The sequence below is a fragment of the Paenibacillus sp. JT22N15 genome (assembly GCF_059383755.1).
This window is the reverse complement of record NZ_JBXENV010000008.1, coordinates 16419-40497: the sequence shown is the minus strand read 5'-3', so window position 1 is coordinate 40497 and position 24079 is coordinate 16419. Positions and strand designations below refer to the sequence as shown.

Genomic DNA, 24079 nt, shown 5'->3' with positions numbered 1-24079 from the left:
AAATAAAATCTCGGGGCAATCGCCGCCCCCGCCCATCCAAGCACGAGCTTTTCTGGCGAGGGCTTGTGATCACCCAAGATTTTATTCATCTGCCGTATGGTCGAATTTATTTAACTTGTGTTTCTGCTTGAGCTTGAGCATCAGCCAATACTTGATCGATTGCTTTGCCGCCCATGAAGTTTTGCATTTCTACAACAAGAATGTCCTCGATTGCATACGTATGCATACCGTAGTTAACTCTTGGAATTTCAGCTGTCCATTTTGCAAAATCAGCTACAACTTTTTGTCCGCCGAAGAAATCGTCAGCTGCTTTGTAAGCTTCGCCGTCAGCTGCTGCTTTCAGTGTGCCGATTGCGCCGATATCTGTAGCAAGCTTCTGGTACAGATCCACATCGGAACCGAATGTTTCTTTCAAAAATTCAGCTGCCGCTTCCTTGCCATCAACGTTCATTACATACCACGAGCTGCCGCCAAGGTTCGAAGCGCGAACGGAATCAGCGTTGTTCGCCAGTTTAGGGAACGGTACAACCGCCCATTTGCCGGACTGCGATGCTTCTGCTTTAACCGAAGCGGTAATCCAGTTGCCCGTTGGAACGCTTGCTACTTCGCCGCTGTTAAACGCGCCTACAAACTGGCTCCAGTCGGAAGTCACTTTTACAATGTCCGCTTCCATCAGTTTCTTGTACGTTTCAAACGCTTCTTTCAAAGCCGGGTTGCCTGCCAGATCCGGCGTTACGCCGTCATCTTTCAAATACCACGAGCCAGCGGATTGAATCATCATACGAATCAGGCCAAGATCGTTAGGATCCTGTGTCAGCAGTTGTTTGCCTGTTTTAGCTTTTACTGCTTTGCCGATTTCGATCAATTGGTTCCAGTCCAGCTCTTGCAGATCAGCTACTTTGTAGCCAGCTTGCTCCAAGTAGTCTGTTCTTACATAAAGACCAGTTACACCGGAGTCGAATGGTACGCCGTATTGTTTGCCATCAAGGCTTGTCGGCCCGATTTTGTAATCGGCAAAGTCTGCCGGTTTGATGTAATCCGTTAGGTCAAAGAAAGCATCCGGGTAAGCTTGCAAGAAGCTTTGCGCACGGTAATCTTCAATCAAAATAATGGTTGGAAGACCTTTTGTTGTGCCCGAGTTAAGACCTGCATTCAGCTTTTGGATAATGTCAGCTTGTGCATTTTCAACAATGTTAAGCTTTACGCCTGCATCAGGGTGCTTAGCGGCATAAGCCTCACCCGCACGCTCCATAGCGCCGATGTTAAACGTTTTGTCCCAAGCCCAAACGGTAAGTTCTTTTGTAGCTTCTCCGCTGCCTGTGTTTGTAGAATCATTTGTTTTAGCTGAACATGCTGTGAGCAGCACGAAGCTGGCCAATAGGATGGCAAGCATTTTTTTCACTGAACCCAACCCCTTTTTTATTGTCTGCGTAACTGAAAGCGTTTGCCGGCTAACGTTATTCATTATAACAATCTGTTTATTGCATTCGATAGCAATATCTTTATAGGGATTTGTCATTCTTTTATTTGATGTACAACAGTGATTTTTTACCAATAGTAATTAATTTGCTTATTGGTAATATATTTAGGCGTCATTTGGAAAGATCAAGGATTTTCTTCCAAGCACTGGATTGAGTGTATCAATGAGGCTGATTTCCTATTTCTTATTTCTTATTTCCCAGTCACCATCCTTCATATTGAAAATGATTTAATTGAATTTTGTGCTTCAAGGGCTACTATTATACTGAATTCGACAATTTAAGGCTGCTCAATAAAAAAACAGCGGCAATGCAGGTTTAACCTGACAGCCACTGTTTTAAAATTCCCCATTACTCAAACAACAACGGAAGCTTGATTTTCACGCGTGTCCCTTGGCCCGGATCGCTGAATATCGTCACCCCGTAGCCTTCGCCATAAAGCAGCATCAGACGGTCATGCACATTGCGAATGCCAATGCCCGAGAAAAAATGGCTGGCCGAATGCACGCCGCGCTCACGATCTGTCTCAGCTGCTCCTAAATTATCACCCGCTTTACCAAGCCCGCTAATGCCGACGCCGTTGTCAACGACCTCACAAATGAGCGAATCGCCCTCACGGGAGATGAGTACATAAATATAACCTTCGCTGCGCTCATGAAAGGCATGGAAAAAGGCATTTTCCATAAATGGCTGGATGACCAGCTTCGGCAAATGCGCCCCCATACAGTCCTTGTCCGCAAAATAATTGACCCGTATCTGCTCGCCATAACGCACATGGTTAATAAATACGTAATTTTTCAGGTTGACGAGCTCCTGCGAAACCGGAATCGTCTCGCTTATGTTGCTCACTGTATTTTGCAGCAAGGAAATCAGTGCGTTTATCGTGTCCGCAGCCTTGTCCTTGTTGCCCTGCTGCACCAAAATTTTAATCGACGCCAGCGTATTATACAGAAAATGAGGATTGATCTGCATTTGCAGGGCAGACAGCTCGGCATTGCGCTGATCCTTTTGCGTCTGAATAAGCCGCTTAATGTAATCGTTCAGCTCATCCAGCATATAGTTGTAGGCATTGCCCAATTGCTTAATTTCGTAGCTTCCGGTTACCGACGTATAATTGTTGAAATCATTTTTCGTCACTCTAGAAATTTGCCGCGCCAGCAGCGTAAGCGACCTCGTTAGCCGCCTTGAAATCACAAAGACGATAATGAGCGCCAGCAGTACGATCGCAAGGGAGATGAGGGCAACCATTTTGAAATCAACCATTTGGCTCATGACCTGCTGCTTATCAATCAAGTTCACCAAATAAAAGTCATAGGTCGGCAAATATTTCGACAGCACGAGGCTGCTTTTTCCCAATGCCGTTGTATCCATAACGTCCAGCTGCTGCTCTTCAATTTTCTTGGCATAGGTCAAAAGCTCTGGTACCGTTGTCCCTACAAGCTGCTCCTGGTTGCTCGAAACGATCATGCCCGCTTTATTAATGATTACAACATCATTACCGATGCTCGTGAAGCTCGTATAAAACTTCCGAAAATCCTTCTCTTTTATGGCAAAATAAAGCTGGCCGTAAGGCTGGCCGCTCGTCCGCTCCAGCAGCGTTTTCGAGGCTACAACAACCGCATTTGAGCTGTCTCCAGCCTTCATGCTTTCCTGATCCAGCTCATATAAAATACGCCGCGGCTCCTGCAAAGCATGCTTCGTAAGCTCGCTGCTGCGAAGCTTTTCAATAGAGCGAGGCCAATAGGTGCTGTCAGACGAATGGCTGCGGCCATTAATGCCCGTTATCGTAATGTTCACCGAATAAGCGGAAACGTTCGATTGAATCCGCTTCATCTGCGTATTGGCTTCATAATATCTTTTCAGCGACTGAGCGGTGCTCTGATCGGGCTCCTTCAGAAACGACTTGAGTGTTCCGCTTTGCTGCACATCATTGGTCGCGGTCACAATGGAATAGCTGAACGACTCGAAATTGGTCTGGACCTGATTAATGATTTTTCCATTCGTAATGCTGAACGTATCCATGAACAGACGCTGCGACATCTGCATCATCACAAGCGTAGTAAGCAGCGAAACGGAAATGATGCTGACTAAGGTGACGGTAAACATTTTAATAAACAAGCCGTGATATTTAAATTTTGCTAAAAACGCCTTCATGCATTAGTCCCTTTTCTGGTTGACATATTGTTTGCGGTAATGGCTGGGCGACAAGCCCGTTATTTTTTTAAACACTTTTGTAAAATAGCTGTGATCCGAGTACCCTACCATGCCGCTGATTTCCGAAATGGACGCCGTATCGGCAAGCAGCAGCTCCGCTGCCTTCTCCACCCGGATTTTGTTCAAATATTCGCTAAAGCCCTCATTATTATGCGCACTGAAATACGTAGACAAATACGACGGGTTAAAATGAAAATGCTTCGCCAGCTCCGTCAGGCTAAGCGGCTCAGCATAATGCTCGCCAATATAGGCAAGCAGCATCGCCATATTCGGATTGCCAGCTCCTTGCTTTCGAGTTGCCAGCACAGCCTCCGCATCGCTCACGAATGCTTCCATTAAAACAATCGCTTCGCTTATATGCGCTGCATCGCCAATTTCCTTGAAGTAGCGGTATTTCGCCTCCTCTAGGTGCGATGCATCCACCTCCAGACGGCCCAATACAATCGTCATATTAAAAATAACATTGCTAAGGAACGATTTAAACTCAAATACATCCTTCTTATAAAAATGCGAAGCGCCCTGCACATAGGCGAGCAGTTCGCTAAAAGCGCTCTCAAACTGCTGCTTGCTCAGCTGCTCGGAAAAACGCGGCAAATCAAACTTATCCTCTACAGGCGGCATATAGGGCAGTTCCCCTGCAATAAGCAAACGATCCGGGTCCGCTAGAAAAAAGCGGTAATCGCTCATTTTGAGAAAATGAAGCTTGAAATGATCCCCCACCTCGGTATAATTGCTGAACGGCTCGCCCAGCGTCCATCTCGCCTCAAGCTTCTGCTCGCTTGTCCACTCGTCAAGCCTGCGTGCGGCGGCAGCAAGCTGCGGGCTCTCCTGCTCGTTCATATTAATGAGCAGCACGACGCGTCCCGCCTCCGACCTAAGTGGAAAATAGACCGACTGCTCCAGCGAAACGACAAGCTCCGCCTGCATTCTTTTTTTCAGCAGCTCGGCTGTGGCGAGCACCGCATTTTTGTCTCCAGACGGCTTGCACTCTGCACCTAGCATTCGAAAGCTGTCGTAAGGAAAAGTTGCATCTTCCTCATCAAGCTCTACGCCAAACCCATCCATCAGCATATCCAGCAGCACCTGGACCGTTGTATTTTTATCCGTGGGGGCAAGCTCCAGCTTCAATGAAGGAATTCGCTGCGCGGTGCGCTTCAAAACCTCAAGCAGATGGGTCGCCTCCAGCTTAGGCTTCAATATATAATCGGCAACGCCGCTTTGAAAGGTTGATCTGACATAATCGAATTCCCCAAAGCTGCTGAGCACAATGACTTCGATTTCCGGAAATCTCGCTTTAACGATCCGGGTCAGCTCCGCGCCATCCATGACAGGCATGACGATATCCGTTATGACGATATGCGGCTCCAGCTGCTGAATCAGCTCCAAAGCTTCCGTTCCGCTCGCAGCCTCGCCGACAATTTGAAAGCCTTCCTTTTCCCAATTCAATAAATGCTTGATGCCTTGCCTGACTAATAGTTCATCATCTACAATGAGCACGCGGCAAAAAGGCGCCATTACGATCCCTCCATTATCATCTTGCTATTCCCTTTGAAGTGTCTGGGGCTTATTCATAATAGGTGCGAATTCTTATATCCTGATTGTAATTGCCAAACCCCTTGCCGTACAAGGTTAATCCTCCCCTGCCCGGCACACTTTCCTCCGCGCTGATGCGCAGCGTCAAAAACGGGCTTTCCCAATCCAGATCATGAATGGTCAGCTCTGATATTTGCAAGCCATCAATGAAGGTGCCGTTCTCATTCAGGCGCAGCACCTTCAATAAGCCATATTGATTCACGTCGCCCCGCCACCAGTCTGGAGACAGCCTCCCGCGCACACGTCCAAAATCGCCTGGACTCGTCCACTCGCCTACATACAAGCCATTGATGAAAAAACGGATATCCGACGGCCAATTTTCATTAATTTGCGGCGCTTCCGAACCAATTTCCAATGATATTTCCAATTCCTGAACCCGTTGATCAACAAAAAGATGATTGGGCACCTTATACTCGACATACCCTCTGGCAAACCATAAAATGCCGGCATTCATTCGCTCCGGGTCCAAAAAATATTTCGGGTTATCATATTGCCCGATCAGCTTTTCCGTAGTTGCAATGCCGCAGGTCGGAAAGGCGGCTACATCGGTATAATGGCCGACTGGGAGCATCGTTTCAATGTTTTTCCGCTTCTGATCGTTTGGCCTCGACAGCCTGATTTGCAAATATTCCGCTGACAGCGAGCAATATTTATAGGTGCCGCCGCCTACCCGTTTCATTTTGCTGGTCACAATGCCAGCCTGCTGAAGCTTGTTCACATGGGTGCTGACAATTGCGCTGCTCAAAAAAAGCTCGGCTGCCAGCTCCTTAATATGCCGCTCCCGCTCGTCCAGCAAATCGATAATTTGCAGGCGAACCTCGCTTGCCAGCGCCTCATATACCCGAAGCGATTCCGCATTCGTCGTTAAGTACATTCTGTCACATCCTATTTACAGGATTATCAATTTAGCTAATCCTTCATTATTACGGACCTTATTTATTGCTTGTATTTATTCATTATGTTAAAAATATAAGGAGATAGCAAGTATATGAATTCAGTTTTTGGCTAATTCATTAAACAGGAGGTTTTACCAATATGTCTTTGAAATCAACGATGCTTATTGATAAACATTTTAAAATTGCCGAGGTTGACCCGCGTCTATATGGATCATTCATCGAGCATCTGGGACGTGCCGTATACGGCGGCATTTATGAGCCAGGGCATCCGACTGCCGATGAAAATGGCTTCCGCCGCGATGCGCTCGAAGCGATTCAAGCGCTGAACGTTCCTATTATACGCTATCCGGGCGGAAATTTCGTCTCTGGCTACAATTGGGAAGATGGCGTTGGCCCGAAAGAAGAGCGCAAGCGTCTGCTTGAGCTGGCTTGGTGGACGACCGAAACGAATGAGGTCGGCACTAACGAATTCGCCGATTGGGCGAAGCTCGTAGGCTCCGAAGTCATGATGGCAGTCAATCTCGGCACACGCGGCGTCGATGCGGCCCGCAATCTCGTCGAATATTGCAATCATCCATCCGGCTCCTATTATAGCGATCTGCGTATTTCTCATGGCTACAAAGAACCGCATAAGTTCAAAACGTGGTGCCTCGGCAATGAAATGGACGGCCCTTGGCAGATCGGTGCCAAAACAGCAGTCGAATACGGAAGGCTTGCGAATGAAACAGCTAAAGTCATGCGCTGGGTTGATCCATCGATCGAGCTTGTTGCCTGCGGCAGCTCGTCGAGCGGCATGAGCACATTTGCCGATTGGGAAGCGACTGTACTGGATTTGACCTATGATCAGGTCGACTACCTGTCGCTGCATACGTATTACAACAACAATGAAAACAACTCGGAAAACTTCCTTGCGAAATCGCTCGATATGGATCAATTCATTTACAGCGTAACCGCGATTGCAGATTACATGAAAGCGAAGAAGCGCAGCAAGAAGAAGCTCATGCTGTCGCTCGATGAGTGGAATGTATGGAACTCCATCGGCACAAGCCGTGCAGAGGAGCGCTGGCATATTGCACCGCCGGAATTTGAAGATGTATATACGCTTGAGGATGCGCTTGCTGTCGGCTGCTTCGTCATTACGCTGCTTAAGCATGCAGACCGGGTGAAAATTGCCTGCCTGGCCCAGCTCATTAACGTTATCGCTCCGATTATGACGGAAAATGGCGGTCCGCTTTGGCTGCAAACGACGTATTTCCCTTACAAGCACGCTTCGCTGTATGGAAGAGGCACCGTGCTTCAACCCATTACTTCATCGCCTAAATACGATTCGAAGGATTTCACTGATGTGCCTTATTTGGAAGCGATCAGCGTTCACAATGAAGAACAAGGCGAAATTACAATTTTCGCTGTCAACCGTCATTTGAAGGAATCGCTTGATTTGGATGTTGATGTTCGCAGCTTCGGCGCGGTCAGCCTAATTGAGCATGTCGTGCTGGAGAATGACGATATTAAGGCTTGTAATACGAAAGCTCGCCCTAATCAAGTTCTGCCGCATAACAATGGCACAGCCAAAGTCGATGGCGGTCAAGTTAGCGCCGTACTGGGCAAAGCTTCATGGAATATGATCCGCCTGAAAGTTACTGCAAACTAATTCGCTGCTAGCCAGCCGAACCAAAAAACCTCCGAAATTCGCCTGTTTAAGGGATTTCGGAGGTTTTTTATTGAAGCAAAGCAGCGGATTTGCTAAGCAAGGATTGCTTCATGACGGCTCGTTTCATTTGCTGCTTTTGCACAAGGTGTGGCTGCTCGAAAAACGGCCCATCCTGAAACAATTGTTTAAAAGCCTGCATCACTGCCTGAGCCGCCAGCGCTTCATCCTCCAGCACATAGCAGGCGACCTGATAACCATAAACCTCATATTGCTTGAGCACAGCGGCTTTATGCTGCAGTTCCTGCTGCTTTGTCAAAGCTCTGTTCATGGCGTCAAGTCACCTCCCTGCTCCTGGCGAATGTTCCTTATAATGATAGACCTATATTAAGAGGGGAAACAGCAGTATGTATGTTTGCCATATATGTCTAACTCAACTATACAAGAGGATGCTTGTCTGCAATAGTACCATGTTTTTATAGTACCCTCCGTATAGCACCTCCTGCTGGGCGCCCTTGTATGGGCAGGAAACAGCGGCATTGCTATTTGCAGCGAAAGCGGGCTATAATGTTGAGAAAAAGAATTCCATTATATGATTTAGTGGACAGAGGATACTTTCATGATTGAAATTCGTACTTCCCAGCTCAGCAATGGCGAGCTGAACCGCGGCGTATTCGCCACCCAGGACATCGCCGAGGGCGCGCTTATTCACGAAGCACCGGTTATTCCTTACGACAACGAGGAGCATGTCCATATTGAGAAAACGATTATTGGCGACTATGCCTTCGAATATGGCGCGAATCATTCCGCTCTTTTGCTTGGCTACGGCATGCTGTTTAATCACTCCTATACGCCGAACACGTTCTATGAGCTTAATTTTGACAATTTGACGGTAGACTTTTTTGCCTTTTCCGATATTAAGGCAGGAGAAGAACTGCTCATTAACTATAACGGTGAAGTCGATTGCGAGGATCCTCTATGGTTTAATGAGGAGCAGGACACGAATAAAGCAGATTAGCTGAACGCTGAATAGAAGAATTGAAGCCCGAAAGATAGGCACTATGGAATTAGTGCTCGCCTTTCGGGCTTTTTATGCTGCAATCGCTAAGGTCACATAGCCATTTAAAGAAAAAAAGAAGCAGCTCATCAGCCGAGCAATCGGCTGACAGGCTGCTTCTTTTCTATGCTCGCTACTTCTAGTATTTGCGAGGCGGCATGGACACCGCCCTCCTGCACGAGGCGGTATGCCCGCGCGATCTCCTGCTCCGTCGGGCTCGGAACGCCCTCCAGCGGATATTCCCGTCCGAGCTGCTGCCACTTGTAGACGCCCATTCGGTGGTAGGGCAAAATCTCAAACTTCTCAACCGCTTGAAGCCCGCTAATATAAGCGCCAAGCGCGCGCAAATCGTCGCCGCCATCGGTCACCTGCGGAATGAGCACATGCCGAATCCATACCGGCTGCTTCCACGAGCTCAAAGCAGCTGCGAAACGCAAAATCCGCTCATTTGGACGGCTGGTCAACTGCTCGTGCTTGGCGGAATCAATCATTTTCAAATCCAACAGCACCAAATCGGTAACCGCCATAAGCGGCTCGGCGTGATGCGGTTCACAAAACCCGGAGGAATCAAGCGCCGTATGCAGTCCCCAGCGCTGCTTGCACGCTTTGAACAGCTCGGTTACGAATGGCGCTTGCAGCGTCGGCTCTCCGCCCGTAACCGTAATGCCGCCGCCGGAGCGGCGATAATACGGCACATAAGGCTCTATTTCCCGCAAAATATCGTCGACCTTCACCTGTTTACCCGCTCCTGTATCCCAAGTATCCGGGTTGTGGCAAAACTGGCATTGCAGCGCGCAGCCCTGCATAAAAAGCACGAAGCGGATGCCCGGTCCATCGACGGTTCCAAACGTATCAAAGGAATGGATTCTGCCTAGCATGCTTAGGGCCTCCTTTCTATACTGCGCCGTGGAACGTACGGTTTATAACATCGAGCTGCTGCTCGCGGGTCAGCTTAATAAAGTTGACGGCATAGCCCGATACGCGAATCGTCAGCTGCGGATAATTTTCCGGATGCTCCATCGCATCAAGCAGCTGCTCCCGTTCAAACACATTAACGTTCAAATGATGGCCGGAGCTGTCCGCATAACCGTCGAGCAGCGACACCAGATTGTTAATTCGTGTCTGCGGCTCCTTGCCGAGCGCCTTCGGAATGATCGAGAACGTATTGGAAATGCCGTCGAGACAATCCTCGTACGGAATTTTGGCAACGGATGCAAGCGAAGCAAGCGCCCCCTTGCGGTCTCTGCCATGCATCGGATTAGCGCCCGGGGCAAAAGGCTCTCCGGCTTTTCTGCCATCCGGCGTGCTGCCCGTTTTCTTCCCATACACGACGTTCGATGTAATCGTCAGCACCGACATCGTTGGCAATGCGCCGCGGTAAGTGCGATGCTTGCGCAGCTTATTCATAAACGTTTCGGTCAGCTGCACGGCGATCCGGTCTACCCGCTCGTCATTGTTGCCGTACATCGGATATTCGCCCTGAATGTCAAAATCGACAACGATGCCATTTTCATTGCGAATCGGTATAACAACCGCATGCTTGATCGCACTCAAGCTGTCCGCCACAACAGACAAGCCCGCAATGCCGCATGCCATTGTACGCAAAATTTCGCGGTCATGCAGCGCCATTTCCAGCCGCTCATACGCATATTTGTCATGCATGTAATGGATAATGTTCAGCGTGTTCATGTAGAGACCAGCCAGCCATTCCAGCATGGCGTCGTATTTGCCCATTACCTCTTTATAATCGAGGCGCAAATCGCTCGTGATTGGAGCAAATGCCGGCCCAACCTGCGCACCAGAAACCTCATCCACGCCGCCATTGATAGCATAGAGCAGCGCCTTTGCCAAATTCGCCCGCGCTCCGAAAAATTGCATCTGCTTGCCGATTCGCATCGCAGAGACGCAGCAGGCAATGCCATAATCATCGCCGAACTGCGGGCGCATAATGTCATCATTTTCATATTGAATCGAGCTCGTTTCTATCGACACCTTGGCGCAATATTTTTTGAACGCTTCCGGCAGGCTTGCTGACCACAGTACGGTCAAATTCGGCTCCGGTGCCGGCCCTAAATTATATAGGGTATGAAGAATACGGAAGGAGCTGCGCGTCACCCTAGTCTGGCCATTGACCGCCATGCCGCCAATCGACTCTGTCACCCAGGTAGGGTCACCGCTGAACAGCTCATTATAGTCTGGCGTCCGCAAAAACTTCACGATCCGCAGCTTCATGACAAAATGATCCATCAGCTCCTGTGCCTGCTCCTCCGTCAGCCTTCCTTCCAGCCGATCGCGCTCGATATAAATATCGAGAAAGCTGGAGACGCGCCCAAGGCTCATCGCCGCGCCATTCTGCTCCTTAATCGCCCCCAGATAAGCAAAGTACAGCCATTGGAACGCTTCCTTCGCCGTAGCTGCCGGACGGGAGATGTTGCAGCCGTAGGCAAGGCTCATCTGCTTAAGCTCCTGCAGCGAGCGGATTTGCTCGGAAATTTCCTCCCGGTCGCGAATCGTATCCTCCGTCATCGTGCCTGTTTCCAGCAGCAGCAGCTCCTGCTTCTTCCCGGCGATGAGACGATCGGCCCCATATAAGGCTACCCGGCGGTAATCGCCAATGATTCTGCCGCGTCCGTAAGCATCCGGCAGCCCTGTAATAATGCCCGCTTTGCGCGCTGCCCGCATCTCTGATGTATAGGCGTCGAATACGCCTTGGTTATGGGTTTTGCGAACCTCGGTAAACATTTTGACCATTTCGCCAGGAAGCTCGAAGCCGTAGGCCTCGCAAGCATCTACGACCATTTTGATGCCGCCGAATGGCTGAATGGAACGCTTCAATGGCGCGTCGGTTTGCAGCCCGACAATCTGCTCCTTCTTCTGGTCAATGTAGCCGGGCGCATGGGCGGTAATGCTGGAAACCGTATGCAGGTCAATATCCAGCACACCGCCGTTCGCCCGCTCCTGCTTGACGAGCTGCTGGATTTTTTGCCAAAGCTCGCCAGTAGCCTCGGTGGCTCCCGCCAAAAATTCCTCATTGCCAGTATAAGGCTGAATGTTATGATCCAGAAAATCCTTTACATCAATGCGTTCCTGCCACTTGCCTGCTGCAAAGCCCCGCCAAGCGCCCGCAGATTCTGCCACTTTAATGCGATCGGTTTGATTGACAGCCATCTTCTTCGCCTCCCATATCCTTTATAGCTTCAGTATAAAACCGGGTTCTTTTTTAAAATGTGAATATTATCACAATCTATAAAATAAATAATGATTTTCCAGCCGGATATGCTCCAGCAGCTTCGCTTCCAGCTGCTTCAGCCTCGTGTACGTATAAGCGAAAGCCTCACACGCATCATCCGGCAGCACATAATGCGCCGAAGCCAGCCTAAGATGCAGCAGCATATTGCCGATACGCCTATGGTCGCCTTCAAGCTTCTCGACCATTTGCTTCGCCTGCCTGAACGCGGTAGCGGAATGGCGCCGCTCATATTTCAGAATGAGCGGGAAAAAGCATTCCTCCTCGTCGATCAAATGCTGCTCCAGCAAAACCTTTAAAGCATGAAAGCGCTGCTGCAGCTCAATCAGCTGGCGGTGCTCGCTGCCATGAACGCTCGTAATAAGCGTGGTCAGTTCATGCAGCAGCGGCAGCTCGGCTCTGAGAAACAGATGATAGCCGAACATAAGCTGGCGCACCATCCCGGCAATGGACTGCTTGCTCCAATCTTCCGGTTTCAGCTTCTCCGGCTGAATGCCGACGTCCTGCCTCTCCTTCTGCTCCAAAAGCGCATGCAATAGATGGTTGCCGCTGCAGCAAGCACATTCGCCAAAACCCTTCTTGCCTTGACCGCCTTCCTTGTTAACCGTTGCCGTATTCAATAGATAAACCTCCTTTATTCGCTTAAAATACGAGCTTCTATCGTTCCAGTGCCAGCTGGCCCGCTTGCTCCAGCGTTAGCCCCAGTTGTACATCCTCGCCTTCTACCTTCAAAGGATAAGTTGGCACCATGCCAGTATCAGGCGCCTGCACCTGCCCGGTATCCAGTGCGATCTTCCAATCGTATAGCGGGTCCAGTACAAAATGTCCCGATACCATGCCTTCCGCGAGTGGGCCTCCCCTGCGATGAGGACTGCGATTGTCCAGGGCATACAAGGTACCGTCCGTTGTACGAAACACAACAATTTCCTTCTCGTTCAAGCGGATGACCCGCCCCATCCGTTCGCGAAAATCTTCAAGCGTGCCGATTTTAATATAGGTCAAATCGTTGTTTACCTGTGCAGTCATTTGGCTGCTCCTCTCCTATTTCAATTGAATGGCTTCGAACAGATAGCTGCTTTCTCCCTGCTCCTCTAGCGCTGCGCTCCACGGCTCCTGAAGCTCGGCTAGCAGGGCTAAAATATCCTGATACAGCTCGCGGCGGCGGTCCATATTGTCAACGACTTCTGCTTTAATCGCCTCAATGCCCAAACGCTCCACCCACTCCGAGGTGCGCTCCAAATAGTTCGCCGTCAACCGATAATATTGGGTAAAAGCGCCCACCATCTGCACAAGCTCTTCATCCGTTTTCACTTTGCACAGCAGTTCGGCGATGCGCGGCTTGATTCCGCCATTGCCGCCAACGAACATTTCCCAGCCGCCGTCATTGCCGACGATGCCGATATCTTTCGTACACGACTCCGCGCAGTTGCGCGGACAGCCGTTCACGGCCATTTTGAACTTGGCGGGCATATCGATCCGCTCGAACGTTTTTTCCAGCCGAATGCCCATGCCGATCGAATCCTGCGTACCGAAGCGGCAAAATTGCTGGCCGACGCAGGTTTTCACTGTGCGCAGCGCCTTCGCATACGCATAGCCCGAAGGCATATCCAGCTCTTTCCATACGAGCGGCAAATCCTCTTTCGCGACCCCAATTAAATCAAGCCGCTGGCCTCCGGTCACTTTGACCATTTTCACCTCATATTTCACGGCCACATCGGCAATTTTCTTCAAATCCTCCGGCGTCGTCACGCCGCCGTACATTCGCGGCACGACGGTGTAGGTGCCATCCTTCTGAATGTTGGCGTTCATCCGCTCATTGACGAAGCGCGAATCCTTCTCGTCCTCATGCTCTTGCGGCCACAGCATGCCCAAATAATAATTGACCGCTGGACGGCATTTCGAGCAGCCCTCCGAATGATGCCACTCTAGTACATGCATGACCTCTTTCACAGTCGTCAAATGCTTCTCTTTTATCGCAGCTACGATCTCATCGCGGCTCAGGTCGGTGCAGCCACAAATGCCAGTCTTGGTTTTCTGCCCAGCATATTCGTCTCCTAGCACATATTGCAGCAAATGGCTAACCGTCGGCACACAGCCGCCGCACGAACGCCCAGCCCCAGTGCATGCCTTAACCTCATCAACCGTGGTGAGCGAGTTGTCCTTAATCGCCTTTACGATGCTCCCCTTCGATACGCCGTTGCAGCCGCATACGATTTCATCGTCGGCCATTTGCGCTACGCGATCAGCGGCTGACAGCGCAGTGCCGGCCGTTCCCATCAGCTCCGCATAAATAGCGTCCGTCATCGCCGCACCTTCGCGCACCCACTGCTGAATTCGGCTCGAATCGCTGACATCGCCATAAAGCACACCGCCAACGATTGTATCGCCCTTAAGCAGCAGCTTCTTATATTGCTGTTTCCAGTCATCCTGCTTGCGAATAACCGTCAGCTCTGGCTGATCCAAGAATACGCCAGTCGAAAATACATCTACGCCCGAAATTTTCAGCTTCGTCGACAATTGCGTCCCCTCGTAAGGCTTCGTTTGCACGCCGCATAGCTGCTTCGCGAGTACGGCCCCCTGCTCAAACAGCGGGGCAACCAAGCCATAGCAAATGCCGCGGTGCTCGGCGCATTCGCCAACAGCGTACACGCCTTCCGCCGACGTTTGCATGTAATCATCGACAACGATGCCTCGCTTCACTTCAATGCCGCTCGCGCTAGCTAAAGCCGTATTAGGCCGTATGCCCGCTGCCATGACGATAAAATCCGATTCCAGCTTCGTTCCATCGCTGAAGGTCAGCCCCTCAACTCGCTCGCCGCCATAAATTTCCGCCGTCTGCTTTTCCATGAGAAAATGCAGTCCCTGCCGCTCCAGCTCCGCCTTCAGCATCGCCGAAGCGCTCGGGTCAAGCTGGCGCTCCATTAAATCCGCCATCAAATGGATGACCGTCACATTCATGCCCAAATTGAGCAAGCCCTTGGCAGCCTCCAATCCAAGCAGCCCGCCGCCAATAACGGCCGCATTGCGATATTGCTTCGCTGTCTCCAGCATGACGCTGCAATCCGCCATGTCGCGGAAGCCTACGACGCCCTGCTTCTGATGCCCAGGAACGGGCAGTATAATGGGATTCGAGCCTGTTGCTATAATTAGACGGTCATAGGCTGCGAACAGCCCATTGTCCGCAAAAACGATTTTTTGCTGCGTATCAATAGATGTTATGGTTGTTCCCGTATGCAGCGTAATCTGATGCTCCTCATACCAGGCCCAGCTGTTTAAAATAATATCGTCCATCGTTTTGCTGCCTTCCAAAACATAAGAAAGCATGATCCGGTTATAGTTTGGATGCGGCTCGCTGCCGAATACCGTGATGTCATATTGCTCCGGGGACAGCTTGAGTATATGCTCCAGCGTGTTTATCCCCGCCATCCCATTGCCAATCAGCACAAGCTTCTGCCGTATGATTCCCATTGCAAACGCCTCCCTGTACAGCTTTCATCGTACTCACCAACAGTATAAACAACAATGCTCGGGAGTTATGTGATATTTTTCACAAAAAAGCGATTATAATAAAAATAGCCCCTTGCCGCCATTGTCTATAGCGTAAGGGGCTAGCCTATGTTTTCATGCGCCTTCAAGTTGGCCGACTTGCCGCCGAATGCATGCTTACAGACGGATTAATGCGCCGCGCTCATCAGCCGAGCGAAGCTCTGCTTCAATAATTTCCAGCGTTCCTACAGCGCTTTCCGGCATACAGACGGATACGGGCGTACCTGCGTTTACCGATTCAAGGAAATATTTGATTTGGCGGTAATAGCCCATGTCCGGCGATAGATCAGCTACAAAGCCCGGCTCGTTGTTGGGATTCACTTTAACCTGTCCGTTCTCAAACAGCAGATTGCCGCCTTCAAAATTGACGCGATACGTCATCGCAAAGCCGAAATCGCCTTCGAGCGTCCAGTCTGCTTGCGCATTCAGCACTTTGCCGTCCGGGTAGACGTAATTTGTTGATACCGTATCGTAGCCGCTGCCTGGAATGACGTTGCGAGCGAGCGTCGAGACTTGCTCCGGCTTGCCAAACAGCCAGTGGATCATGTCGGTATCATGGATATGCATATCCAGTACAGCCCCGCCGCTCTTGCTGCCGTCAAGGAACCAGCCTTTAGGGGCGGCAGAGCCTCTGAAGAAATAACCGCCCGTTACCGCGCCAAAACGGTTATCGTCCACGACGGATTTCAAATATTCATAGGCTGGCCAGAAGCGCAAGCATTGGCCGATCATTAGCGTTTTGCCTGTGCGCTCAGCTGCTTGCACCATTTTCCAGCCATCAGCGGAATTTCCAGCTACCGGCTTCTCGCAGAGCACATGCAGCCCCTTTTCCAGCAGCCTGCAGGTCAGCTCAGCATGCAAATAAGTCGGCAGCGTAATGTCGATGATGTCGAGTTCCTCGTTTTCGAGCATTTTCTCAATGCTGTCATACAGGTTGTACGGCGATAGATCATAAACCTCTTGGCCCGTCGCCATATTGCCGGAAGCTTTGCCATTTTTCAATTCCTCGATCATCAGATCGCAAATCGCTGCCAGTTTTACTTGCGCGCCCTCTTCTGTAAGACGAACATAGTTGTCGAAATGCATGCGTCCCATAAAACCGAATCCGATAAGACCTACTTTTAACATCGTGAATCCCCCTTATCAAATAAAAGCTTTTGGCGAATTAAGTTAGCCGTTTCCGCGGCCCAAAATCGCATCCATCGCTTTGGAAGTATTGAAAATAATTTGCTCCGCATGATGCGTGTACGGCGGAATCATTTCGGCCGTGACGTAATTGTCATAGCCGATCGCCTGCAGCGCCTCCATGACAGCTGGATAGTTTACATCGCCTGCAAGCAGATCGACAAAGCCATGGAGTCCGCCCGCTTGGCGACGGTAATCCTTGAAATGAACCTTCTTGATCCGGTTGCCCAAAATGCGTACCCACTGCTCTGGATAACCATTTTGCACGACGTTTCCGACATCGAAATAAGAGCCTACGAAGCTTGAGCCGAATGAATCGATAAATCCGCGCAGCTCAAGCGGCGACAATAGAAATTTATTCCAAACATTTTCAATGCCAATCGATACGTTCGCGCTTTCGGCAAAAGGAACGAGCTTCGCAATCGACTCTTGGGCACGGTTATACGCATATTCGTAATCCGTTACTTCGCTGCCGGGAATAAAATCAACGCCAACCGCGCCAGGGATGACCAAAATCGTATCGACGCCAAGCGCCGCCGCAAGCTCCAGCTGTTTTTTGCATACATCTATCGCTTTGCTTTGCGTCTCCGGGTTCGCGCTCGTCATCGCATAATCCCAATACAGCCCCGTTGCTAGGCCCGCGATTTCCAGCTCCGCTTCCTCTAGACGCGCCTTAATGTCGCGAATTTCCTGATCCGTTGCCGCGAGGCTCAGCTCGCCTGAGCCGTTAAGCGACAGCTCGATACCGTCGAAGCCGGCTTTTTTCGCCGTTTGGATGCAGCTGGCGATGGTGGTATTGCTGTTGAATGACCAAATATTAATCCCTTTTTTCATTTGAGAAACCTCCTGTTAAATAAATTTAGATTAAAAGCTGGGTGAACAAGGATCGGCGCTGCGTAAAAGATTTGGTTTTCGATCGTTATTGCCTACGAACGCTCCGCTTCTCAAATCCAAACCTTCTACTCCGCTTGCCTTGTTCACCCACCTTTTCAAGAAATTTTAATTAAAAATGAGCCTACCGAAATGCTGCGGCAGATGGAAATTTACTGCTCGCGTAGGTCGCCATGCTTGATACTCGCGTATACCCTGAACATCTTGATCAATGCGGTATAGATTGATCCGCATCGATAAACCAGGGGCGAATGGACGCTTGAAATTGGAGGCTGGAATATCAATGTAATACAATAAGCTGCCTTGACCGTCTGAATGTACGGACGTCTGGAGGCGGGAAAATTGCCATTTTAGATCAGAGGAGCTGATGCCGCCTGAGCCGTCATTTTCGATGATGGCATCAAATACGACGTTATGAGGGCTAACCTCCAGCTCCATATAACGCCGGCCCTCCCCCTCCTCGTCAATAAACACCTCGACTACATCCTGCTCATAAAGCGGCTCATCCCGCTGCGTAAAATCTGAAACGATATGCGAATCCTTGCATGCGAAACGGATATGCAATTGCTCCGAACTCCAGCCTATCCTTACCTCTGTCCGCTCCCGTGGCGGCGCGCCCGTTACTGTATCTACCAGCTCCAACGCCTCACAACGTCCCCAATCCAGCGAGGCGGATGAAGCGCCAGACACAGCGGGCTCAAGCCGCTTGCAAATGTAGCTGCCGCCAATGGCAGCTATAGCGGAATCCATCAGCTTCATGCTCCTTTTTTAGCAAAATCCGTTATGTTGAAACCCTTTAGCAAACATGTGATAATACATTTATAATAGCCGATTTAATCAGATTTTTATTTAGTCGAAAAAGAGATTATTTGCACAAATCCGTTTTGTTGCACATGCAAATATAGGAAAGGCGGTTGACTCTGTGGACAACCTAGCTGCACACTACCCACTGCAAAGGATAGCTCCTTTTCGGGAATGGTCGCCAAGCGTCCATTACGCTCAATTTCAAAGCCTGCCGCCGGGGGCTATGCCGAGGCGAAGGCTGTATGATTTTGAGCTGCTGTATGTGACCCATGGAGAAGCAGCGACGCATATGCAAGGGCAGCGCTACACGCTTACAGCGGGCCAGCTTATTTTTTTGCCCTCGGGCGTCTATCACCAAAATGAGATTATATCGACTCCTGAAGCGAGGTTTCTCGGTATTCACTTTGATTTTTTCGATGAGCTGGACGTTCAGACCGAGGCGGATATGGTCGTCTATACAGAGGAGGCTCAGGCAGATAAATTCGCGGTGGAGGCTTGCGCAGAGCAGCTCGCTCCTTTATCGGCAAGCATCGTCTATACGCCTTCACTCGTATGCGTCCAGCTTATGGAGCAGCTCGTGCACGAGTTTACGATGCGCCCGCCCGGCTATGAGCTCGTCTGCAAAGCGTATATGCTGCAAATTCTCACCCATCTGCTGCGCTCCTCCCTTTCAAGCTCCGTTGCGCAGGGTTCTGTCCATGGGGACAAGCTGCTGGAGGTCATGAAGCAAATTGAAGAAGCACCCGCGGAGCGGTGGACGAATACGAGCCTTGCGAAACGGCTGAATTTGAGCGTCGACCATATGGCGAAGCTGTTTAAGCAAATGGCGGGAATGCCGCCGAGCGAATTCGTCCAATCGATCCGCCACCGGGAAGCGAGAAGGCTGCTGCGTGAATCCGGGCTGTCGATTGAAAGCATCGGCGAAAGCGTTGGTTATCCCGATATCCATTATTTCAGCCGTATTTTCCGCCGCCATGAAGGCATCTCGCCGCGCGAATACCGCAAGCTGTCAAATATTTTATAAGCCGCAGCCCGGTAACAAGCAAACAAAAAAAGGACGCCTGATTTACATCAGAAGTCCTCTCATTGCTGCTATTGCGTTCCCCTTATGCTTGACTATTGGGGCAGATGAAGCCGTGTTATGGGGTTACATGTGTAAGCTTGCTGCTGGTGGAATGGCGGAGCAGGCAGCGATAAGGAATGACCATTTTGACAGCGATCTCATAGTGATTTTCCAAATAATCGATCAGCAGCTTGACCGCGAACATGCCCATCTCCAGCTTGGGCACATGAATGGTCGAAAGCGGCGGCGAAGTAAATTCGGATATTTCAATGTTATCGACGCCAAAAAATGCAATGTCATCGGGAATTTTCAGCTCGCGCTCCGTCGCGGCGCGCATCGCCGCAATAGCCATCATGTCACTGGCGGCAAAAATAGCCGTCGGCCGCTGCGCATTGTTCGCAAAAGCCTGCTTCGTCAGCTCGTAGCTGAGCGCCACATCCCATTTGACATTAATGACCCATTCATCGTCAATCGGCAAGCCCGCTTCCTTCAAGGCGCTTTGATACCCGAGAAAACGTTTTTCCGCACGAAAGTCGTCCTTGTATTCCGAGCCGCCAATATAGGCGATATGGCGATGGCCCTGCGCGATAAGATGGTTCACAGCTTCCTTCGCAGCCGCCTCCCGGTCATAGCTGACCACGGGAACCTCCCGATCAGCTATATCGACGCCGACGACCGCCCGCACATTCGCTTTAATCCAGCGGTACGCTTCAGGATCAATGCGCTCTACGACGAGCATGCCGTCGATTTGATGCTCCTTCACCAGCGCTTGCAGCTGCTCGGTATCGGTTTCCTTCTCAATGCTGTATACGAATTCGAGGCGCATGCCCGAGGCGGCAAGCTCCTTCTCTATCCCTTCCAATATGACGGAAAAATACGGGTTGTTGTATTTGTTTTGAGGGATTGCGACTACGCAGCCAATTCTATAGGCTGTTTTGGCTTCTGCCTTTTTCTTCTTTGCCGGTCGAAGCGTGCGATAGCCAAGCTGCTCGGCGGTTTCCCAAATTTTTTTACGGGTCTCGTCGCTAACAGAGCGATTGGCATCGTTTTTCATTACGCGTGAAACCGTCGAGATGGATACGCCAACGCGATCCGCTATATCTTTCAGTTTAGCCATTCCTGATTCCTCTCTTCTCCCAAGCAATAGATATAAGCCCGACTATAATTGGGGCAAATTTTATTTGACCAACAAAAATTTGCGGCAAATATAATTTTATAGTCCAGCCCCGGGGAAGTCAAGGAAATCGCCGCTTCTTAACAGCAAAAAAACGCCAGGGAAGCTTGCTTTCCCTGGCGTTTTTTTGCGTCTTTTTAACCGTTTGCCTGCTTAAGTTCTTCCGTTACTCGTCTGCACCAATATTAACGGCCGCCCCTTGTACACGCGGCTGGCCATCCATATCCAGTAAACCGATAATTGCGGCATCTGTATCGCCAGCATCAATAGCTGGGGACGTCGCTTGCAGATGGAAATCATTCAATGAGACATTTACGAACTTAGGATCAACAAATAAGGAATGCGAATCGTTGCCGGAATTGGCTTTGTATGCAGCGTAGCCGTCATACTCGACATTTTTCCAAACCCAGTAGGCATCCGAGCTACCGCCTGCCGTGAAATACAAATTGTAATCGACGATATTGCCGGAGTTTTGCGTATATTCGTTATAGATGAGGACGCCTGACGAGCTGGCCACCATAATGTTGTTTTTAATAATGTTATTTTTCGTATCGAATTGAACGTAAAGCTGGCCGCTGCCATCGCCGAGCGTATCGTTTTTGTACAGCGTATTGTTGACGATTTTACTATCTGTCGTGGAGCCCCGCTGCTTATCGTAGCCGCCCATTGCAATACCGGTAAGACGGTTGTTGTAAATGATATTGCTGCGAACGGTAATATGGCTCGTTGATTTGCCTTTATGCTCGGAAGCAATTTCGATGCCAATATCGTTGTTATAGCTGTAGTTTTGCTCAATGATGCTGTCTTTGCCGCCATCGACATAAATGCCGTCAGCTGCATTGCTGTTGTTTGGCAGCTTCTTGCCGTAAGAAGGGTTGTTATTGGACGTAATGTTATAGACCCGGTTGCCCTTAACTAGACCGTTGCGCACCTGATCATAGGCTGCATTCGGGGCGGTTCCCTCAAAGCCGATCAGGTCGATGCCGATATTGTCATTGTCATGGATCAGATTATTCGTCACTTCGAACGTATCCACATTGCCATTGAGCACAAGCGATTCGCTGGAGCCGAGCACCAGATTGTACAGCTCATTTCCGTCGATCGTCAGATGGTTAAGCGAGGCCGGCGACTTCGTCCCATATACGGCAATGCCATGAGCATCACGGCCTTGCAAGCCGCTGCCTGTCGGCGTCACCGTATTTTTAATTGCATGAACTTTATTGTCCAGCAAGCCGATATAGCTTCCAGCTCCGCTTACATAGATGCCTATTGGCACCTCATTTTTCGAAGTGCTTGTAAAATTGCGGATTTCCAAGCCTTTAATAGTCACATGGCTGACATCGGTCAAGCTAACGAGCCCTTCCGCACCACTCGCCGCCAGACCCGTGCCGTCAATAACAGCCACCTCTTCTGCGTAATTCGTGAAGATGATTGGCCCTGCCGCAGCCGAGCCGGAACGGGTTATGTTCAGCTTCTGGTTGTACACGCCGCCCCGAACGTAAACTGTGCTTCCAACTGGCACCGCATCAGCTGCATGCTGCAGCGTTTTCCATGGCGCGGTTATCGTACCGGTATTGGAATCATTGCCCGTCGTTGCGACATAATATTCGGCTCCCTCCGCCGAAACGTCCGGTCCCGAAACACCGATGACAAGCAAGGTAAATGCCGCCATGCCGAGCATGGCTGTTACATATTTATTCATTTTCATGGCGAACGATCCTCTCCTTGAGGTATGCTCCACTTACGCGGCAGCCAGTATGCTGTAGACCTCTGCTTATTTTGCCAGATAGATGGCCCCGTGGCTACCTTTTCTATTATATCGGTATTCTATAGGCCGTACCTTACACAAACACAAAACAACAGCAGCTCGGAACCTTAAGCTCGGTTCCAATGCTGCTGTTATTTTTCGTCTTAGTTTACTTTGGAAGTCAATTCCTTAATCGCCGCCATTAGGTCGCCTTCGCCCGCAAGTGGAAGCTTAAGCGATTGCTCGCCATACGTCCATACGAGATCGGTTTTCTTCGCCGTGAACGGCGATACGATGCCGTATTGCTGGGCGTCAAGGAAGATTTTGTTCGCTTCGCCCATCGTTTCGATATAAGCGTCCGAAGCCGCTTTATTAGCCGGAATCGAATACCCTTGCTTCGCCAGCTCCGTCTGCCCTTCTGGGCCCGCAAGCCATGCCAACAGCTTGTAAGCTGCCGCTTCATGCTTCGTATTAGCGCTGATTGCCATGCCTGCTGGCTGGACAACCGTTTGGTTCGTCTTGAATTTCGGCAAATAAGAGATGCCGTAATCGATGCCCGCTTCTTTATAGTTGGCCGTATTCCAGCTGCCGCCAGGATTCATTGCAACCTTGCCTGTTGTAATCGCAAGGTTGACTTGGCCGCCAAGCCCTTCGATTTGCGCAGGCGTTGTGTTGATCTTTTTATTTTTCGTCAAATCAATAAAATATTGCAGCACTTCAATCGATTCTGGCGTATCTAGCGCAAGCGTTCCGTCATCATTGACGAGCTTGCCGCCATTCGACCACAGCTCAGGCTCCAGGAACCAGTCCATCGTCGAGCCTGGGGAAATCGAAAGGCCCCATTGCACGATGTTTTTGCCATCAAAGCCTGCTTCGCCTGCGTTTTTGCCGTTTTTATCAAACGTCAGCTTCGTTGCGATATCGGTAATTTCATCCCAAGTTGGCTCAAGCGATGGCATCGGTGCCTTCAGCGGGTTTGTTTTTTCATCAGAGAACAACGCTTTATTGTAGTACCATACGATAACGTTCGCATCAATGGGCAGCGACACCTGCTTGCCCTGATACTTATGAAGACCCAGCAAGCTCGGATCCACATTGTTCAAATCAAATTTATTGTCGGCGAGCAAGCCGTCCAGCTCTTTAAAAATGCCCAGCTCCGCATATTTCTCTACATAAGCATAGCTGGTTTTGAATACGTCTGGAAGCGTACCGCCAGCGGCATTCGCCGTCAGTCCGTCCCAGTAGCTGCCCCAGTCTTTGCCTTCCAGCTTGACCGTAATGCTCGGATTAGCCGTCATGAACTTATTTAGCAATTCCTGTGTGCGCTGAAGCTCCTCGGCCGTTCCCCACTGGGAATAGGTAATCGTTACAGCCTCTTCAGCTGGCGCGCTGGAATTGCCGCCGGCACTTGCTGGATTCGCCGTATTCGTCTGTCCGCCTGCATTGCCGCCTCCACAGCCCGTTACAAGAATAGACGCAGCCAACAACGTAGTACCTACACTCAACTTCCATTTGCTCTTCGTTTTCATATACAGT

Annotated in this window: 19 protein-coding genes; 3 read left to right on the top strand and 16 right to left on the bottom strand. The window is 50.1% G+C overall.

The window, feature by feature from the left end; translation table 11 throughout:
• Positions 1-106: 106 nt before the first annotated feature.
• The 4 genes from AC50X8_RS16820 to AC50X8_RS16805 all read right to left on the bottom strand — a co-directional run bounded on the left by AC50X8_RS16820 (position 107) and on the right by AC50X8_RS16805 (position 6159).
• Positions 107-1402 (bottom strand): ABC transporter substrate-binding protein, encoded by a 1296-nt coding sequence (locus AC50X8_RS16820; RefSeq protein ID WP_056042002.1) that lies wholly within the window; start codon positions 1400-1402, stop codon positions 107-109.
• A gap of 427 nt (positions 1403-1829) precedes the next feature.
• A complete protein-coding gene (locus AC50X8_RS16815; protein WP_494880521.1) occupies positions 1830-3632 on the bottom strand; it encodes a sensor histidine kinase in 1803 nt (600 codons plus the stop codon).
• A gap of 3 nt (positions 3633-3635) precedes the next feature.
• Positions 3636-5207, bottom strand: coding sequence for a response regulator (locus AC50X8_RS16810; RefSeq protein WP_494880519.1), 1572 nt, complete (start codon positions 5205-5207; stop codon positions 3636-3638).
• Between the two features lie 49 nt (positions 5208-5256).
• On the bottom strand, positions 5257-6159 hold the full coding sequence (locus AC50X8_RS16805; RefSeq protein ID WP_056042007.1) for an ArsR/SmtB family transcription factor: 903 nt from the start codon (positions 6157-6159) through the stop codon (positions 5257-5259).
• A 161-nt stretch (positions 6160-6320) separates the two neighbouring features.
• Here AC50X8_RS16805 and arfA point away from each other — a divergent pair, with 161 nt between their 5' ends.
• Positions 6321-7832 (top strand): arabinosylfuranosidase ArfA, encoded by a 1512-nt coding sequence (gene arfA, locus AC50X8_RS16800; protein ID WP_099521075.1) that lies wholly within the window; start codon positions 6321-6323, stop codon positions 7830-7832.
• A 67-nt stretch (positions 7833-7899) separates the two neighbouring features.
• Here arfA and AC50X8_RS16795 read toward each other — a convergent pair whose 3' ends face one another.
• The gene (locus AC50X8_RS16795; protein ID WP_494862109.1) at positions 7900-8160 is read right to left on the bottom strand and encodes a hypothetical protein; all 261 of its coding nucleotides are present in this window, start codon (positions 8158-8160) and stop codon (positions 7900-7902) included.
• A 288-nt stretch (positions 8161-8448) separates the two neighbouring features.
• Between AC50X8_RS16795 and AC50X8_RS16790 the strand changes: the two genes are divergently transcribed.
• Positions 8449-8847, top strand: a complete 399-nt coding sequence (locus tag AC50X8_RS16790) for an SET domain-containing protein (protein WP_056042012.1) — start codon at positions 8449-8451, stop codon at positions 8845-8847.
• Positions 8848-8975: 128 nt separating this feature from the next.
• Here the strand turns inward: AC50X8_RS16790 and pflA are convergent, their stop codons facing one another.
• The 8 genes from pflA to AC50X8_RS16750 all read right to left on the bottom strand — a co-directional run bounded on the left by pflA (position 8976) and on the right by AC50X8_RS16750 (position 18505).
• On the bottom strand, positions 8976-9764 hold the full coding sequence (gene pflA, locus AC50X8_RS16785) for a pyruvate formate-lyase-activating protein (protein ID WP_494862111.1): 789 nt from the start codon (positions 9762-9764) through the stop codon (positions 8976-8978).
• 16 nt (positions 9765-9780) lie between these two features.
• On the bottom strand, positions 9781-12054 hold the full coding sequence (gene pflB / locus AC50X8_RS16780; RefSeq protein ID WP_056042016.1) for a formate C-acetyltransferase: 2274 nt from the start codon (positions 12052-12054) through the stop codon (positions 9781-9783).
• A 69-nt stretch (positions 12055-12123) separates the two neighbouring features.
• On the bottom strand, positions 12124-12753 hold the full coding sequence (locus AC50X8_RS16775) for a hemerythrin domain-containing protein (RefSeq protein WP_494862114.1): 630 nt from the start codon (positions 12751-12753) through the stop codon (positions 12124-12126).
• Positions 12754-12790: 37 nt separating this feature from the next.
• Positions 12791-13159, bottom strand: a complete 369-nt coding sequence (gene nirD / locus AC50X8_RS16770; protein WP_494880517.1) for a nitrite reductase small subunit NirD — start codon at positions 13157-13159, stop codon at positions 12791-12793.
• Between the two features lie 15 nt (positions 13160-13174).
• Positions 13175-15601 (bottom strand): nitrite reductase large subunit NirB, encoded by a 2427-nt coding sequence (gene nirB / locus AC50X8_RS16765; RefSeq protein ID WP_494880515.1) that lies wholly within the window; start codon positions 15599-15601, stop codon positions 13175-13177.
• A 195-nt stretch (positions 15602-15796) separates the two neighbouring features.
• A complete protein-coding gene (locus AC50X8_RS16760) occupies positions 15797-16807 on the bottom strand; it encodes a Gfo/Idh/MocA family protein (RefSeq protein WP_494880513.1) in 1011 nt (336 codons plus the stop codon).
• Between the two features lie 42 nt (positions 16808-16849).
• On the bottom strand, positions 16850-17698 hold the full coding sequence (locus tag AC50X8_RS16755; protein WP_494880511.1) for a sugar phosphate isomerase/epimerase family protein: 849 nt from the start codon (positions 17696-17698) through the stop codon (positions 16850-16852).
• Positions 17699-17863: 165 nt separating this feature from the next.
• Positions 17864-18505 carry a carbohydrate-binding family 9-like protein gene (locus AC50X8_RS16750; protein WP_494880509.1) on the bottom strand — a complete coding sequence of 214 codons (642 nt, stop codon included), beginning with the start codon at positions 18503-18505 and terminating at the stop codon, positions 17864-17866.
• A 172-nt stretch (positions 18506-18677) separates the two neighbouring features.
• Between AC50X8_RS16750 and AC50X8_RS16745 the strand changes: the two genes are divergently transcribed.
• Positions 18678-19583 (top strand): helix-turn-helix transcriptional regulator, encoded by a 906-nt coding sequence (locus AC50X8_RS16745; protein ID WP_494880507.1) that lies wholly within the window; start codon positions 18678-18680, stop codon positions 19581-19583.
• Positions 19584-19698: 115 nt separating this feature from the next.
• On the opposite strand, the gene AC50X8_RS16740 is transcribed toward AC50X8_RS16745, so the two are convergent.
• From AC50X8_RS16740 to AC50X8_RS16730, 3 genes are all read right to left on the bottom strand, one after another.
• Positions 19699-20739, bottom strand: coding sequence for a LacI family DNA-binding transcriptional regulator (locus tag AC50X8_RS16740; protein ID WP_494880505.1), 1041 nt, complete (start codon positions 20737-20739; stop codon positions 19699-19701).
• Between the two features lie 223 nt (positions 20740-20962).
• Positions 20963-22468, bottom strand: coding sequence for a right-handed parallel beta-helix repeat-containing protein (locus AC50X8_RS16735; protein ID WP_494880767.1), 1506 nt, complete (start codon positions 22466-22468; stop codon positions 20963-20965).
• Positions 22469-22707: 239 nt separating this feature from the next.
• Positions 22708-24072 carry an ABC transporter substrate-binding protein gene (locus tag AC50X8_RS16730; protein WP_494862131.1) on the bottom strand — a complete coding sequence of 455 codons (1365 nt, stop codon included), beginning with the start codon at positions 24070-24072 and terminating at the stop codon, positions 22708-22710.
• Positions 24073-24079 lie beyond the last annotated feature (7 nt).

Excerpts from the sequence above, each read along its gene's own strand:
- AC50X8_RS16815 (WP_494880521.1), bottom strand. The coding sequence starts at position 3,632 with ATGAAGGCGTTTTTAGCAAAATTTAAATATCACGGCTTGTTTATTAAA.
- AC50X8_RS16810 (WP_494880519.1), bottom strand. The coding sequence starts at position 5,207 with ATGGCGCCTTTTTGCCGCGTGCTCATTGTAGATGATGAACTATTAGTC.
- AC50X8_RS16805 (WP_056042007.1), bottom strand. The coding sequence starts at position 6,159 with ATGTACTTAACGACGAATGCGGAATCGCTTCGGGTATATGAGGCGCTG.
- arfA (WP_099521075.1), top strand. The coding sequence starts at position 6,321 with ATGTCTTTGAAATCAACGATGCTTATTGATAAACATTTTAAAATTGCC.
- AC50X8_RS16795 (WP_494862109.1), bottom strand. The coding sequence starts at position 8,160 with ATGAACAGAGCTTTGACAAAGCAGCAGGAACTGCAGCATAAAGCCGCT.
- AC50X8_RS16790 (WP_056042012.1), top strand. The coding sequence starts at position 8,449 with ATGATTGAAATTCGTACTTCCCAGCTCAGCAATGGCGAGCTGAACCGC.
- pflA (WP_494862111.1), bottom strand. The coding sequence starts at position 9,764 with ATGCTAGGCAGAATCCATTCCTTTGATACGTTTGGAACCGTCGATGGA.
- pflB (WP_056042016.1), bottom strand. The coding sequence starts at position 12,054 with ATGGCTGTCAATCAAACCGATCGCATTAAAGTGGCAGAATCTGCGGGC.
- nirD (WP_494880517.1), bottom strand. The coding sequence starts at position 13,159 with ATGACTGCACAGGTAAACAACGATTTGACCTATATTAAAATCGGCACG.
- nirB (WP_494880515.1), bottom strand. The coding sequence starts at position 15,601 with ATGGGAATCATACGGCAGAAGCTTGTGCTGATTGGCAATGGGATGGCG.
- AC50X8_RS16760 (WP_494880513.1), bottom strand. The coding sequence starts at position 16,807 with ATGTTAAAAGTAGGTCTTATCGGATTCGGTTTTATGGGACGCATGCAT.
- AC50X8_RS16755 (WP_494880511.1), bottom strand. The coding sequence starts at position 17,698 with ATGAAAAAAGGGATTAATATTTGGTCATTCAACAGCAATACCACCATC.
- AC50X8_RS16750 (WP_494880509.1), bottom strand. The coding sequence starts at position 18,505 with ATGGATTCCGCTATAGCTGCCATTGGCGGCAGCTACATTTGCAAGCGG.
- AC50X8_RS16740 (WP_494880505.1), bottom strand. The coding sequence starts at position 20,739 with ATGGCTAAACTGAAAGATATAGCGGATCGCGTTGGCGTATCCATCTCG.
- AC50X8_RS16735 (WP_494880767.1), bottom strand. The coding sequence starts at position 22,468 with ATGGCGGCATTTACCTTGCTTGTCATCGGTGTTTCGGGACCGGACGTT.
- AC50X8_RS16730 (WP_494862131.1), bottom strand. The coding sequence starts at position 24,072 with ATGAAAACGAAGAGCAAATGGAAGTTGAGTGTAGGTACTACGTTGTTG.